The 13,629-nt window shown below is 42.5% G+C and carries 14 protein-coding genes; 4 read left to right on the top strand and 10 right to left on the bottom strand.

What is annotated here, in order from left to right; all coding sequences use genetic code 11:
* Positions 1–134: 134 nt before the first annotated feature.
* Entirely contained in the window at positions 135–257 is a 123-nt protein-coding gene (locus QZW47_RS17420; protein WP_293129051.1) for a hypothetical protein, read from the bottom strand.
* Between the two features lie 233 nt (positions 258–490).
* Here QZW47_RS17420 and QZW47_RS17415 point away from each other — a divergent pair, with 233 nt between their 5' ends.
* Both QZW47_RS17415 and QZW47_RS17410 read left to right on the top strand, forming a co-directional pair.
* Positions 491–793 (top strand): DUF433 domain-containing protein, encoded by a 303-nt coding sequence (locus QZW47_RS17415; protein WP_293129049.1) that lies wholly within the window; start codon positions 491–493, stop codon positions 791–793.
* Complete coding sequence (locus tag QZW47_RS17410; RefSeq protein ID WP_293129047.1) at positions 790–1,158, top strand: DUF5615 family PIN-like protein; 369 nt, start codon at positions 790–792, stop codon at positions 1,156–1,158. Before QZW47_RS17415 ends, QZW47_RS17410 begins: the two co-directional genes overlap by 4 nt.
* Positions 1,159–1,335: 177 nt before the next feature.
* On the opposite strand, the gene QZW47_RS17405 is transcribed toward QZW47_RS17410, so the two are convergent.
* From QZW47_RS17405 to QZW47_RS17380, 6 genes are all read right to left on the bottom strand, one after another.
* A complete protein-coding gene (locus QZW47_RS17405) occupies positions 1,336–1,641 on the bottom strand; it encodes a hypothetical protein (RefSeq protein WP_293129045.1) in 306 nt (101 codons plus the stop codon).
* Positions 1,642–1,789: 148 nt separating this feature from the next.
* Complete coding sequence (locus QZW47_RS17400) at positions 1,790–2,494, bottom strand: MAE_28990/MAE_18760 family HEPN-like nuclease (protein WP_293129043.1); 705 nt, start codon at positions 2,492–2,494, stop codon at positions 1,790–1,792.
* Between the two features lie 84 nt (positions 2,495–2,578).
* Complete coding sequence (locus QZW47_RS17395) at positions 2,579–3,088, bottom strand: DUF262 domain-containing protein (RefSeq protein WP_293129041.1); 510 nt, start codon at positions 3,086–3,088, stop codon at positions 2,579–2,581.
* A gap of 202 nt (positions 3,089–3,290) precedes the next feature.
* Positions 3,291–3,545, bottom strand: coding sequence for a hypothetical protein (locus QZW47_RS17390; RefSeq protein ID WP_293129039.1), 255 nt, complete (start codon positions 3,543–3,545; stop codon positions 3,291–3,293).
* A gap of 68 nt (positions 3,546–3,613) precedes the next feature.
* A complete protein-coding gene (locus tag QZW47_RS17385) occupies positions 3,614–6,751 on the bottom strand; it encodes an Hsp70 family protein (protein ID WP_293129037.1) in 3,138 nt (1,045 codons plus the stop codon).
* Between the two features lie 10 nt (positions 6,752–6,761).
* Positions 6,762–7,136, bottom strand: coding sequence for a hypothetical protein (locus QZW47_RS17380; protein ID WP_293129035.1), 375 nt, complete (start codon positions 7,134–7,136; stop codon positions 6,762–6,764).
* 165 nt (positions 7,137–7,301) lie between these two features.
* Here QZW47_RS17380 and QZW47_RS17375 point away from each other — a divergent pair, with 165 nt between their 5' ends.
* Complete coding sequence (locus QZW47_RS17375; RefSeq protein ID WP_293129033.1) at positions 7,302–9,224, top strand: ABC-F family ATP-binding cassette domain-containing protein; 1,923 nt, start codon at positions 7,302–7,304, stop codon at positions 9,222–9,224.
* A gap of 82 nt (positions 9,225–9,306) precedes the next feature.
* Here QZW47_RS17375 and QZW47_RS17370 read toward each other — a convergent pair whose 3' ends face one another.
* Both QZW47_RS17370 and QZW47_RS17365 read right to left on the bottom strand, forming a co-directional pair.
* On the bottom strand, positions 9,307–9,912 hold the full coding sequence (locus tag QZW47_RS17370; RefSeq protein WP_293129031.1) for an RloB family protein: 606 nt from the start codon (positions 9,910–9,912) through the stop codon (positions 9,307–9,309).
* Entirely contained in the window at positions 9,866–11,320 is a 1,455-nt protein-coding gene (locus tag QZW47_RS17365) for an ATP/GTP-binding protein (RefSeq protein WP_293129029.1), read from the bottom strand. The genes QZW47_RS17370 and QZW47_RS17365 overlap by 47 nt, the downstream gene beginning before the upstream one ends.
* A 76-nt stretch (positions 11,321–11,396) precedes the next feature.
* Between QZW47_RS17365 and QZW47_RS17360 the strand changes: the two genes are divergently transcribed.
* Positions 11,397–11,555, top strand: coding sequence for a hypothetical protein (locus QZW47_RS17360; RefSeq protein WP_293129027.1), 159 nt, complete (start codon positions 11,397–11,399; stop codon positions 11,553–11,555).
* 51 nt (positions 11,556–11,606) lie between these two features.
* On the opposite strand, the gene QZW47_RS17355 is transcribed toward QZW47_RS17360, so the two are convergent.
* Positions 11,607–13,610 carry an MASE1 domain-containing protein gene (locus tag QZW47_RS17355; protein ID WP_293129025.1) on the bottom strand — a complete coding sequence of 668 codons (2,004 nt, stop codon included), beginning with the start codon at positions 13,608–13,610 and terminating at the stop codon, positions 11,607–11,609.
* Positions 13,611–13,629: the final 19 nt, after the last annotated feature.

Raw genomic sequence — 13,629 nt, 5'->3', positions numbered from 1 at the left:
AACAAAGGTTGGTATCTGAATTATAGTATAAGGAAGCGCGATCGCGACTATTTGACTACGGATAGTTTGAGCGGTAGATAGAATTTCTTGACGGCGAATCGGGTTGAAACTGCGATCGATCGCCCGTTTACTGATTAGATCGCCACCATCGTACCACGATCGCCTGTCTCGACTTGAGGGCGCACTTGAGATTCATAAATCTCATCGCCGGCTTTGGCAAATTCTTCTTTGCTGTAGCGGGGTTCGTGGACTATCATCGGTTTGAGATCGTTTCAACGGTTGTTCTTTAATGTTGGCCTGGGCGATCGAGGTTTTCATTCAGCCTCCTCAATCTGTCTGTATAGTCATTTAAGCAAACAGTTTCTGTAATTTACAGGTTTAACACCGAGAGCTTATAGAGCGAATTGAGCGATCGCCCGATCGGCGACACAAATCATCGCGCACCTGTTATCCTGTAACAATAGCTCAGTCTTTTGAAAAGGCGATCGCCATGACAACAGCAGTCTCGATCGACATTGGTACACTGATCGCACGCACCCCCGGACTGCACGGCGGATGTCCTCACATCGTCGGCAAAGGTGTCACCGTTCGGCGAATTGTCACTTGGTACAAACGCGGACTTAACGCTGAAGAAATTTGCGATCGCGTCGGACATCTCACCCTCGCCGAAATCTACGCCGCACTCACCTACTACCATGCCAATACCGCAGAAATCGAAGCCGATTTGCTCCATCAAGCATCAGAGGCTAAGCGTCTAGAAGCTCTGCACAACAAGTCGGGTCAAAAAGCATGAGTGAAATCCGGCTTTATCTAGATGAAGACTCGCAAGATCAGTCTCTACTGCGAGCATTACGAGCGCGTCAAGTTGATGTCACAACCGTCAACGAAACTCAAACAGAAGGGTTAATAGACGAAGAACAACTTCGGTTAGCTGCGACTCAAAGTAGAGTCTTGTACAGTCACAATATTGGAGACTTTTGCCAGTTACATAACGAGTTCCTCGCCAGAGAAGAATCTCATGCTGGCATTGCACTGCTTTCACAAGAATATTCTGTCGGTGAGCAAGTTCGAGCTATTCTGGAACTAACTGCTAATAAAACAGCAGAGGAAATGGTGAACCAGCTAGAGTTTTTGGGTAAATATTTGAAAAACGGCTAGTGTAAGTCACTGCGCCTAGAGCCAACGATCAATGATTTCACTGGCGTCAACTTCAAAAGCTGCTGTCTCAATGTCGATCGTTTATTTGGGAATTATCCGTGCTTTATTTCTAATTTTACCGCAGATTATTTTTGTTTGTCAATTGAGTATCGATCGGCGCTAAGGATGGTTTTATTTTTAGCAGCTTGTAGCACTTTTAGCAGGTATTGTGATGATATTTTGTACGTCAACAACTCCCGCTCGACGGACATGGCGAGAACCAATGCGGACAATCCAGATTTGAGCATCTGGATGACGGGCTTCGAGGCGATCGCAAGCAGCGATTTCACTGGCGTCAACTTCAAAAGCTGCTGTCTGAATGTCGATCGCCACAATCTTACCACGATCGCCTGTCTCGACTTGAGGGCGCACTTGAGATTCATAAATCTCATCGCCGGCTTTGGCAAATTCTTCTTTGCTGTAGCGGGGTTCGTGGACTATCATCGGTTTGAGATCGTTTCAACGGTTGGTCTTTGATGTTGGCCTGGGCGATCGAGGTTTTCATTCAGCCTCCTCAATTTTGCTCTTAATATATATCGATAGCTTTGTTTCTCAGTGCATTTCCTATGGGTTCATCATAGCACTCTATCAGCTAGATTCTGTATTTCTTCTTTTCAATGTAATCATCAATATTATTCAGCATATGAGTTAAATATTTTACCAATTTATCTTTATCGTCAACTAACTTGCTCCAAAGTATTTGACTCGAAGCATCACTAAAAGAAACATTCCCATGTGCCAAATCGCATCGTATCTTAACCACAAAATTCAGAATTTCATCTATTTCTCTACTCGGAACTCCTAAATTTCCAAAAAACCCGTACATATCTATAAGCTCTTTAATAGTTTTAGCATCCAAATTTCCCGATATGGGAATATTAGATGGATCTAACGAAACTATCTCATCATCCAAAACCGATTTAATTAATTCCTGAAGATTGTCAGCTACACTATCCTTTTTGACAGATGAGTCTCTGAAACTTTTACTTTTATCGTTCAGCAACCACAATCTCTTTATTTTCGGACTTAAATCTTTGTAAGTTAATCCATCGATTAAAATAACATCATGAATTGCAGTTATACCATTTCTAATAGAAGATTCAACGAGATTGTATAATAGCAAATAACAATGAGACTGCAAGATTTTTTGAATCTCGCTATCAACAATATATTCACCTGATGGGAAAACGATCGATTTAGCAGACAATGCACTAATGCCTTCAATTTTATCTACTAACTCAAAATATTTCTGGATTTCTGCCACTCGCCTGTTAAAGTCTCTGATAAACTCTTTCATAAGCTGTGACTTAAAAGCTTGTCCTTATCATAATATTTCTTAAATCCACTTAAAAAAGTTATCTGCACAAAATTCAATATGTTCTCAAGAGTTGATGCGATAAAACACTTCATTTATTACTCTCTCATCAGCTTTGTCTGAGAGAAAGATTGTTCGGAGTGAAGTATATTTAAACTTTCTTTGGCGTGAAGGTGCGAGATCCTTAAAATAGGAACCATTTAGAGAGTCTAATGTCTTGAGGTTGCTCAGTTGTAACTGATTTGTCAGGAAAGCTGCCAAAGTCATCACCCTCTGAGCTCCATCAACAATCGCTACTTTTCCAGTTTCTTTGATTTCTGCGACAATTATGGCAGCAATAGGCACAGCAAGAATAATGGATTCAATGAATCGAGATTGATGATTAATATCCCATCTCAAGTTTCTGTGAAATTCAGGGATATAAATCTCACTGAACCCAGCATCATCTTGTTTCAGGTATTTATCGACTATGAATTCGATGGTGTATTCTGTGGTATGGTAGTCAATCTTTTGCCTTATTTCGTCAATCTGCTCTTCGGCGATATTGATGATGTCTTGCCTAATTGCTTGAGACATAAGCACCTGCGTCTATATAACAAGGACATACAAAGATACTCCAACTTTTGTTGGTATCTATGGCTCTCCTGATGTTGTGGTTATAAGGCAGATTTATCAATCCTCAAACTATTGCCCTATAAGGCTTTCAATTGAATCTTTTGAGGAAGCTATCAGTTACCCCCCACTTTTTCACCATAAGTCCAGGAGAGCCGTATCTATATTATAGTACATTGCGAAGAGTTCTCCAGTTTGCGTAATCAGTTTTAGGGGTTGCTTGATTTTGCTTAACTCGCTCTAGCAATCCAGAGATTGCCAAAAGTTCTTGAGTTGCAGCTTCGCTTTCAGTATTTGCTAAGTAAGCGGCAAAATCAGTAAGTACCTGTAATCGTTCCGGTGATAGTTGCTTGAGTAAGTCGTTAAGTTGGCGGTGTAACTCTGTCACAGATATCAAATCTGCTGAGGAGCGATCGTTCATTTGGGAATTATCCGTGCTTTATTTGTAATTTTACCGCAGATTATTTCTGTTTGTCAATTGAGTATCCATTAATTATCAGAACTTCGTGGTGCTATTGTTGATCTCTGTTTTAAGCTTTGATCTAGATTGGTATAGGATACCGATATTCCTTGTTTACTGTCTTTATCTACCGCTTCAATGTCCAAGAAACTGTTTGCATCAATACCAAACGTTATTTCTATCCTGGGAGTGCCAGAAGGCGCTGGGGCAATACCATCTAAGCGAAAAGAACCTAAATAGATTATATTTGGCCCATGTGAGGAATCTCCTTGTACTACTTGAACATCTATACTTGTCTGATTATCAGATATAGTTGTAAATGACTCACTCTTCTTAGTTGGGATACAAGTACACTGACGAATAATAATAGATACTTCCCCACTTGCAGTCTTCACGCCCAAATATCCAGATGTCACATCTAGCTGTAACACATCTTTTACTGACCCACTAAGTAGTCCTGCATAAATGGCAGCACCCATAACTACTGCTGTTTCTGAAAAGGGAATTTTAACTATTTGTTTATTCGTTATTTGTCGAATTTGCTCCTCCATTCCTGCTATGAAAGAAGAAGATCCAGTCAGGAATACTTTTTTGATAGTATCTTTAGAGATTTTAGCTTCAAGTAACGTATTTTCTAGTAAAACACGAAAGTATTTGAGAAGTGTTTGCTGTTCTCTGCTACTGATTAAAAAGCATTTTCCCAAAACACTTAAAACTTCAAAAACTCCATCTCCTATCTCCAAAATAGACGCAACAATATGCCCTTCACTTACATCAAAGATTAAAATTGTTTCATTATCCTTTACGTTGATTCCATAAGAAAGAGCAGCTAGAGTAGATGAGTTCTTGACTCCCCGACATTTTAAATCTGCAAGACTAGCCACATCTTGTACTGCCTTACGCTGAAGAAGTGTGAAACAAGAAGGAACTGATATTACAACTTCTCTTATCTGCCAACCTAAATACTGAGTGGCATGATTAACAATATTACGCAGTCCGTTAGCCACTATTTCTTCAGGTTTAAGATTTTGATTTAGACAGGGGCAACTTATTAAAGGGAAACCATCTTTCCCTTTGATAACATTATAGGAAACATCTAAACCTTCTTGCCTAATCTCATCGTAATGTCGTCCTATTAGGTTCAGAATACCTTCAAATATATTTGCTTGATTACCCAGTGCTTGGTCTTTTACTTCCTGCCCTACTAACCATTCACCATTTGGAGTACAAGCGATGATATCAGGAGTTTTAAGCTTTCCTTGGCTATTTGGAATCACAGATACATGAAAATCTTTAATGACAGCAACTGAAAAACCACTAGCATCAAGCTGGATGCCAACTACGGAAAATGAAGAATCTGTTGTCACACGAGATGAAATACATCTCAAATCGAGCTGTTTAGCTTGCTGCTGATATTCAGTTTCCTTCTGCATTAAAAACGGCTTTTCAACACGGCTAATTTGTTCTTGGGTAAGTCCCAGAATTTGCTGAAACTTCCTCAAAGTTTCGCGAAAATGTTCGCTCAATGGGTATTCCACTTGAATCGCCTTGGAAAATTCTTGCTCGTAACGTAGCAGCTTTTTTTTATATTCAGCTTTTTGACGCTTCTGCTCCAATTCTAATTTCTGTCGCTGTTGAGCTTCTTGTTGCTGTTTGAGTTGGTCCTGATATTTTGCTTCTAACGGCTTACAAATTGGTTGTTCAATCTGGGTAATATCTTCATCTTTAAGCCCTAACTGTTGTTGAAAATGCTTTAAACCATCTATAACGTAATGATTTGGTGGATATTCTGCTTGAATTGCCTTAGTAAACTCCTGCTCGTAGCGACGAAGTTTATTTTCGTATTCTGCCCGTTCCTTTTCCTTTTGCTGTCGCTCGGCTGCTTCCCTTAGCTGTTCCTGATGTCTGAGTTCTGCTTGCTGACTCAGAGGTTGTTCAACACGAGCAATATCTTCATCTGTAAGTTTTAAAGACTGTTGCAATTTCTCTAAGCTTCGACGAGTTTGCTGGCTGAAGGGGAATTCTCGTTGGATTGTATCGATCAACGTCTGCTCATACTGAACCAGGTTTTGTTGATAGGCTGCTGACTGCTGAATAAACTTCGCTTCAACTTCTTGCTGAATAGGTAGAATGTTTTCATCTCTCAGCCCAAGCATCTGCTGAAGCATATTCAAGTCTTCATGGGCAAACTCACTTAGTGGATATTCATGCTCTGCTTCTGCAATCAACGTTTCCCGGTACTGTTGCAGATTTGCCAGTCGCTCTTGATAAGGACGCAATACCTCAACTTCAATTTCAGTTGCTTCTTCAAGTGTTAGCCCTAGCTGATGCCTCAATGTATTTAAAACTGCCCGCCCTGCGGGTCGAATCGTACCTGCATTGGCATACCGTGAAGCGATTTTTCGATATTTCAGCTTGGGGTCAGTAACCCGTGCCTTAGCAAGAACAATTTCAAACCCCTTGTCTTTCAATACGATAATTTTGGGGGTCATCTTGGGAGCTGTTTCCCGTACCTTGCTGGCAGCGTATTCATGCAACTCCAGCATTGAAATAAACCCGTCACTATTTATATCACCTGCCCCGGTTTCAATGCCCTCCACCAGATAGCGGGTGTAAATTGACAAATCCGATCCCTGCTGCTCAAATGAATATTGAGTTGAACTGGAGGAGGTGAGTACGACCCGCCCTTCTGCACCCAACTGAGTCTGCAAGTCAACCGAACCATCATCCTTTGCCTGTAATGCCGGATCAAACGCTCCGCTAAAACAACAATCCAGGATAATTGCCTGCCGTTTGGCACGGCTATTGTTCATGATGTCGTGGACAAAACTTGTGGGGACAGCCGTTGACCGAATTAAATCGCCCTTGGCGTTTTTCCGAGTGCTCCGACTGGCAAAATATAGCCTGCCAGCATCATCCTTAATCCCATGTCCAGAGAAGAACAGTAAAACCAGATCGTCCTTTGTACGACCGTCAAACAACGTCTCAATTTCAAACTGCATTATGTGAGATTGAGGGTTAGCAAGTGTTTTCACCTCATCAAACCCACCCATTTCTGGGTCTTGCAAGACTCGCCGTAGGGCTTCAATGTCCTTTACGGCCGCAGGTAACAGATTTAACCCCGGCTCATACTGGCTGACCCCAATCAACAATGCAACTTTTGTCATGTCTGCCTGCCTATGTCGCCACAAAATCTTGGGCTGCTTTGATGGCAGCTTCTAACTCTTCCCTACTGTGGGCTTTCACCGTCAGTTTTTTGCCATTAGCTTCTACAGTAAGCTCAATCGGCTTACCACCAAGGCGATCGCCCAGAAACCCCATTAGTTTTTGAACATTAGTAACACTAACCTCAGCCGTTAGCAAGCCCACCAACATCCCCCCGATCGCTTTGTTGCCTTCTGGTGGATTGGGGTCTAGTACACGATCAACCCCAACTTCGTCCATTTGCTTCAGTTCAGCCATGAATCGTTGTGCCTGTTCGTCTCGTTCTTCTGAGTTCAGGTCAGGGTCATTGAAGGCGATCGTAAATTTAATACTAAGTTTCTCAGACATAATGCTACGGTTAGTTTTTAATTTTATTTACTCAATTATCTTGATTATATCCGGCAACAGCAGTTTCCCCAGCAGCAATCAGCACCTAAATTTTCGCCACTAGCATAAATAAGCTTAAATCACCATCAGCGCTAAACTAGGTTAGGTAAATGACTGTTTATACTGATGACTATTTTTACTCTGCGATCGATCAAAAAAGACTTCGGCATCAAGGAACTCTTGACAAATGCCAGTTTCAGCCTCGATGAAGGCGATAAAGTCGGACTCATCGGCACTAATGGTTCGGGTAAATCCACGCTACTGAAGATGATTGCGGGTATGGAGTCGATCGACTCTGGCGATCGCTGGGTCAATCCAGGGTCTACAATTGTCTATCTCCCGCAACAGCCCGATTTAGACGAAAACCATACGGTTTTAGAGCAAGTATTTGCCGACAGCGGCGAACAAATGGCTTTGGTGCGGGAATACGAGGAAATTTCGGATCAACTTTCCCACGGTAAAGGCGATACGGACAAGTTGATGTCGCGCTTATCTACCGTGTCGGCGCGCATCGACGAGGTGGGCGCGTGGGATTTGGAAACTAAGGCGAAATTGATTTTGACCAAGTTGGGGATTGAGGATTTTCATGCGAAAATCGCCGACTTGTCGGGCGGCTACCGCAAGCGCATTGCTTTAGCAACGGCGCTACTATCGGAACCTGACGTGTTGTTGATGGATGAACCGACAAACCACTTGGACGCCCTGTCTGTGGAGTGGTTGCAGAACTATTTGAACGGCTATCGCGGTGCGCTGCTGCTGATTACGCACGATCGCTATTTTCTCGATCGCGTGACCAATCGCATTCTGGAGATCGATCGCGCCGACCTATACAATTATGCTGGCAATTACGCTTATTATTTGGAGAAAAAAGCGTTAGCCGAAGAATCCGCCGCCAGCACTCAGCGCAAATTTTCGGGAGTATTGCGACGTGAGTTGGAATGGCTCAAGAAGGGGCCGAAAGCCCGCAGTACCAAGCAAAAAGCTCGGATCGATCGCATTAAGGATATGCGCGCCGAGGAGTTCAAAACAGCCAACGGTAAAGTCGAGATTGCTACAGCGGGGCGACGGATTGGCAAGAAAGTCATTGAGTTGTTGAATATTCGTAAAGCTTATGGCGATCGCACTTTAATCAAAGATTTTACCTACAATTTCACTCCCGAAGACAGAATTGGAATTATTGGCTGTAACGGCGCGGGAAAATCCACGCTGATGGATATCATTACCGGACGCATCCAGCCGGATTCCGGTACTGTGGAAATTGGCACAACCATTCATATCGGTTATTTTGACCAGCATTCAGAGGATTTGACACCGAATGAAGACCAGCGGGTGATTGAATACCTCAAAAGTGTAGCGGAATTGGTGCAAACGGCGGATGGGGAAATCATTACCGCTTCTCAAATGCTGGAGAAGTTTTTGTTTCCGCCCAACCAACAGTATGCACCGATTAACAAGCTTTCGGGCGGCGAAAAGCGTCGGTTATTCCTGCTGAAAGTGCTGATGAGTGCGCCCAACGTACTGATTCTCGACGAACCGACAAACGACCTAGACGTGCAGACTCTGGCGGTTTTGGAGGACTATCTGGAAGACTTTAACGGCTGTGTAATTGTAGTATCGCACGATCGCTATTTTCTCGATCGGACGATCGACATGGTGTTCGCCTTGGAACCCGGCGGCAATTTGCGCTTGTATCCCGGCAATTACTCGGTATATTTAGACTACAAGAAAGCCGAAGAAGCCAAGGAACTCAAAGCACAAAAAGACAAAGAAAAGCTTGCACGCACTCCTGAATCTAACAATTCAAAAGCCAAAGCTTCTACTACAAAATCAACCAAAGTTTCGTTCAACGATCAGCGGGAATATCAGCAGTTAGAGGCTCAAATTCCGAAGCTGGAAGCTGAGAAACAAGAAATTGAGAAGATTTTGTCCAACAATGCTCCCAGCGGGTTTGCGGAGGTGAAGAAGTTATCGGATCGTTTGGCTAAATTGACCCAGGATATCGATCGCGCGACTGAGCGGTGGTTGGAGTTGGCGGAACGAGTCGGTTAAGACCATTTTTAATTTTAGATTGGAGATTTTGGCGGAGCGTAACTTTAATAAGTTATTATCCGCCAAAATTAACTAATTTTTACTATTGTTTCAATGCCTTGAGAAGCATCTGAATAACTCGATAAACGTGGGAACCGGGCGTCGGTGGCCAGTGCTGTTGAGGATGGGGATGTAAATTATTGGCACGTTTAACAGCATCCTCAATATAGTCCTTAAACGAATCTAAATCAAGATTGCTCTTATTATAGCATCCCAACTTATTTCGCAACCTTGCTTCAACATCTTTGCAGGTTGTATCATTAGGATCTAAGTCATCAAAATGTAAATATAACCAAGCCTCAAAGCAAGGATTACTAATACCTAGTTGATAATTTTTCTGTTTGGCTTCACGACAGATAGCACTGATATTTTTTACTCCCCATCGATCCACATCAAATATTAGCCATAGAGTATCCTCTGGAGTCATATTATATTTTTGTGCAAATTCATCTAATCGATCCAAAACATATTGAGGGGCAGACTTATTATCTTCGCCCGTTGGCAATATTTCTATCTTGATACGAGAGTCACGAAACATCGAGAAATATTGCTTTTCAGTTTCCCTACCCTCTGTAGCAATAACAAAAAGTGTGGCATCTCGATTATTGTACTGACGATCTAGGAGCTTGGTTCGATTGCGTTTTTTCATGTTTGCTATCATGTTTGTCAGATAACTCTGTTTCACAATCCAGCCATCCTAAACTACGGATATCTCCAAAGAATGGAATAGCTCCAAATCTACCATTTAAATAGCCTTTTTCGATTTGAACATCTGGTCTAATTTTAAACTCTGCTAGCGAACAAATATGTGATGCACCTTGCTCATTTTTTTCAACAAACCAGATTTCGTCTCTCCGCATAATATCTAAGTCTAGAAGGTTCGTATCATGAGTTGTAAATATTAGTTGGCTCTGACTATTTTTTTGTCTACAATTCAAGGCTATTTCTATAAATTTTCGTGACAAAAGAGGATGAAGACGGCGGTCTAACTCATCCAGTAAAATCACTATTTCAGGATTTTCTTGTAAAGCAAATAGTGCCGGAATTAAGTTAATTAAACGCTGCGTACCTTCGGATTCTTCTTCCATTGAAAAGTCTACAAGATGACCGTTCTCATGACGATGTTGAGTCCTAAGTTGAATGAGGCTTAGCTTACCTTCTACTCCATACTTGAGGAAATATCGTTGACCTGTGAGATTTTCAAGCATTGCAATAGAATTTTCATTGGCATCAGCAAATTTTTGAATGATTTTCTCCTTGATACTATCTGGCATACCTGGAAAATGGCGATCAAAGTCCAAGTCAACTTCTTCTTTTCCTATAGAATCAATACCAGTGCCTGCAAATTTCAAAAAGCTACTTATAAACTTAGTAAATTGTTCGTTATTTAAAATAGTAAATTCTAGAGCTTCATAGTGAGATTCGGCTGGGATAATAACTAGGACATCTCTGAACCAATCCACAACAGGCTTGACAGTCTGAACATTGCGATCTACAGCTTCTGTTAAAAAAAGTTGATTTGGGCGTGTTCCCTGTGTAATAAAGTCGAGAAACTGTTCTTGTTTTTTGCTCCTACCTTTGAGGGCAGATCCATACTCTACTTTAGTTTCTTTGTTTTCAGAAGTGAGCCGTTCAAAAAAAGGTACTTCCCGTTTTTTGCCTGCGGGGGTTATGTAAAGCCATTCTTCAATTATTTGGGTAGCATTTAACTTAAATCCATAGGAATAAAGATTCCCGTGATGAGTGAAAATAAATTCAAACTTGCTAGGTTTTTTACTGTTATTACCTAATTTAAATGGAGTAACTAGAATAGCCTGACTACTACGTGTTCCTTCTACAATCAAATCCTTGGCGAAATCAATTGCTTTAATTAGGTTAGATTTGCCTGCTGCATTGGCGCCATAAATAGCAGAGATAGGCAAAAGTGACCGTCCCTTACCTGCTGTATCTACAGCCAGATGGTCTGCATGATGTTGGTCACTGCTAACAGCTACCATACTGAAAGTTGTTTCTTCCCTGAAGGACAGGAAGTTCTCTATGGTTACTTGGACTAACATAGCTATTTCACTGACTTAGGGGGTTTGATGATGGTTACTATAACAATTTACTCAATAGTGCCACAAAATCAGAGTTATGGAGATTTTTACTCCTAAATCGTTGTTTTGTGTAACAAATTTAGAGCTGAGGGATGATTGGTACACACTCAAACTCAAAAAAATGGAAGAGTTTGTTTTGACTTGTAAGTCGATCGCCCTTCCTCACTTCCTCGCGCGCGATCGCACTTGGGTGTAATCTGGGATAGGATGCAAGTGCGATCGACCTACTGATCGCTCATTCGGACAACTACAGGCATTCTAGTTGCACCGCCAAAACTTTTTGCTGCACCGGTAGCTCAATCACAAATTCTGTCCCCTTGGAGATCTCGGAAACGCATTTCAAACGTCCGCGATGTTTTTCTGTAACAATCTGATAGCTAATCGACAATCCTAGCCCCGTACCTTGTCCGACGGGTTTTGTGGTAAAAAACGGGTCGAAGATGCGTTCTTGGACTGATGGGGATATGCCAGTGCCATTATCTTTAATCGCAATCTTAACCCATTGAGAGTCTATAATTTCAGTGGCGATCGCGATCGTCGGCATAAAACCCGGATTCCCGCGAGCTTGACTAATCAAAGCATCAATGGCGTTGTTGAGGATATTCATCAACACCTGATTGAGTTGGCCTGCGTAGCATTCCACCTTCGGCAAGATGCCGTAGTGCTTGAGGATCTGAATCTGGGGGCGATCGGCTTTGCGATTGAGCCGGCTTTGCAAAACGATCAGAGTGCTGTCAATTCCTTCATGAATATTCACAGCCTTCATGTCTGACTCATCGAGACGCGAAAAGTTGCGGAGCGTCAGTACAATCTCTCGGATGCGCTCAGCACCCATTTTCATGGAAATCAGCAATTTAGGCAAGTCTTCGATCAGGAAATCCAGCTCAATTTCCTCTGTTAACTGTTGAATCTGCGGATTGGTATCGCTATATTGCTGTCGGTACAGCTCGATTAACTTTAAAAGTGATTGAGAGTGTTCTCTTGCATGATCGATATTGCCGTAAATAAAGCTGACTGGATTGTTGATTTCGTGAGCGACTCCCGCCACCAATTGTCCCAGACTTGACATTTTTTCGGTTTGAATCAGTTGCGCTTGAGCGTTTTTCAAATCTTGCAACGTTCGCTCCAAAGTCATTTTTTGCTGTTGCAGAGAAGTAATTAGTTTAGTCTTGTCAACTTCCGATTGTCGCAGCGCAATTTCAGCTTGCTGGCGTTCGGCAATTTCCACTTGCAGTATTTCATTAGTTTCTGTCATGGCGAGCGTGCGTTCTTCCACTCGCATTTCCAGTGTTTCATTTGCCACAGTCAGCCCGATTTCTGCTTGTTTTTGCTCCCCTAAAATGGCAGATAACAGTAGTGTAGAAACTGCGACGACTCCCATAAAAGTTTGCAACAATATTAATGATTCGTTCAAGGATGCACGCAGGAAAGAACTGGTGCCATTCACCGTACCCCACAGCGCAAAACTCGATACTAAGGCAATTGCCAGAGTTGCACCGTGCTGTCCAAACCGAAATGCCGCCCACCACAGGCAAGGCACCATGATATATTGTACGGGATAGTTATCCCAAAAAGCAAGTTTGCCAGTACCCATCAACAGGCTCAAGAGCAGCAATCCTTCAATCGATTTCTGGCGCTGCCAAAGCATCGGGGGTAATCGCTGCCAAACCAACAGCATGGGCAAAAACACTAAAATACTGATGGCATTTCCCGTCCACCAAGTCAACCACATAAACCCGTAATTAGTCCATTGGGAAATTCCGCCCAAGCAGATGGTTGTCACTCCTATCGTGGCATTTAATCCGGTGCAGATAGCAACAATCAGCACAAATTTTAGTACGGAGTTAGCTGAAGCAAAAGGTGCGGAGTTAGGGATGAAGCGCCGGATCAGTCTACTTCCTAATTGCGCCTCTCCAGGGGCTCCCAAGGAGCAAATCGAGCAGACGACTATCGAGATACAGAGGTTGTGATTGCCTTCAGAGTAGCCGGGAATTGCAGCTATAAAATCTGCCAGCCAAATTACGGGGGAAATCTTGAATCCTCCCCAAAGGATGGCACTCCAAGCGATCGCGGAAGGAAACCAAACGGCTGTAATCCCGGGTGGAATCGGCAGGGCTACTGCCATGCCTAGTTTTGCCGCACCGTAGTAAATTATGCCGATCGCGCTGACAATTGCCAGCCACTTTAATCTGGTGGTTAAATTTAATTTTTGCGTTTGGCGATCTAAGTATTTTCTCGGATATAGTTTCATGATTTCAAACAAATAATAT

Origin of the sequence: Microcoleus sp. bin38.metabat.b11b12b14.051, from assembly GCF_013299165.1 — a bacterium.
Lineage (GTDB): Bacteria > Cyanobacteriota > Cyanobacteriia > Cyanobacteriales > Microcoleaceae > Microcoleus.
The sequence above is the reverse complement of the archived record's forward strand: the minus strand, read 5'-3'. Positions and strand labels throughout refer to the sequence as shown.

What these genes read in the sequence shown, in the direction of transcription:
- QZW47_RS17420 (WP_293129051.1), bottom strand. Translation starts at nt 257, where the DNA reads ATGATAGTCCACGAACCCCGCTACAGCAAAGAAGAATTTGCCAAAGCC.
- QZW47_RS17415 (WP_293129049.1), top strand. Translation starts at nt 491, where the DNA reads ATGACAACAGCAGTCTCGATCGACATTGGTACACTGATCGCACGCACC.
- QZW47_RS17410 (WP_293129047.1), top strand. Translation starts at nt 790, where the DNA reads ATGAGTGAAATCCGGCTTTATCTAGATGAAGACTCGCAAGATCAGTCT.
- QZW47_RS17405 (WP_293129045.1), bottom strand. Translation starts at nt 1,641, where the DNA reads ATGATAGTCCACGAACCCCGCTACAGCAAAGAAGAATTTGCCAAAGCC.
- QZW47_RS17400 (WP_293129043.1), bottom strand. Translation starts at nt 2,494, where the DNA reads ATGAAAGAGTTTATCAGAGACTTTAACAGGCGAGTGGCAGAAATCCAG.
- QZW47_RS17395 (WP_293129041.1), bottom strand. Translation starts at nt 3,088, where the DNA reads ATGTCTCAAGCAATTAGGCAAGACATCATCAATATCGCCGAAGAGCAG.
- QZW47_RS17390 (WP_293129039.1), bottom strand. Translation starts at nt 3,545, where the DNA reads ATGAACGATCGCTCCTCAGCAGATTTGATATCTGTGACAGAGTTACAC.
- QZW47_RS17385 (WP_293129037.1), bottom strand. Translation starts at nt 6,751, where the DNA reads ATGACAAAAGTTGCATTGTTGATTGGGGTCAGCCAGTATGAGCCGGGG.
- QZW47_RS17380 (WP_293129035.1), bottom strand. Translation starts at nt 7,136, where the DNA reads ATGTCTGAGAAACTTAGTATTAAATTTACGATCGCCTTCAATGACCCT.
- QZW47_RS17375 (WP_293129033.1), top strand. Translation starts at nt 7,302, where the DNA reads ATGACTATTTTTACTCTGCGATCGATCAAAAAAGACTTCGGCATCAAG.
- QZW47_RS17370 (WP_293129031.1), bottom strand. Translation starts at nt 9,912, where the DNA reads ATGAAAAAACGCAATCGAACCAAGCTCCTAGATCGTCAGTACAATAAT.
- QZW47_RS17365 (WP_293129029.1), bottom strand. Translation starts at nt 11,320, where the DNA reads ATGTTAGTCCAAGTAACCATAGAGAACTTCCTGTCCTTCAGGGAAGAA.
- QZW47_RS17360 (WP_293129027.1), top strand. Translation starts at nt 11,397, where the DNA reads ATGGAGATTTTTACTCCTAAATCGTTGTTTTGTGTAACAAATTTAGAG.
- QZW47_RS17355 (WP_293129025.1), bottom strand. Translation starts at nt 13,610, where the DNA reads ATGAAACTATATCCGAGAAAATACTTAGATCGCCAAACGCAAAAATTA.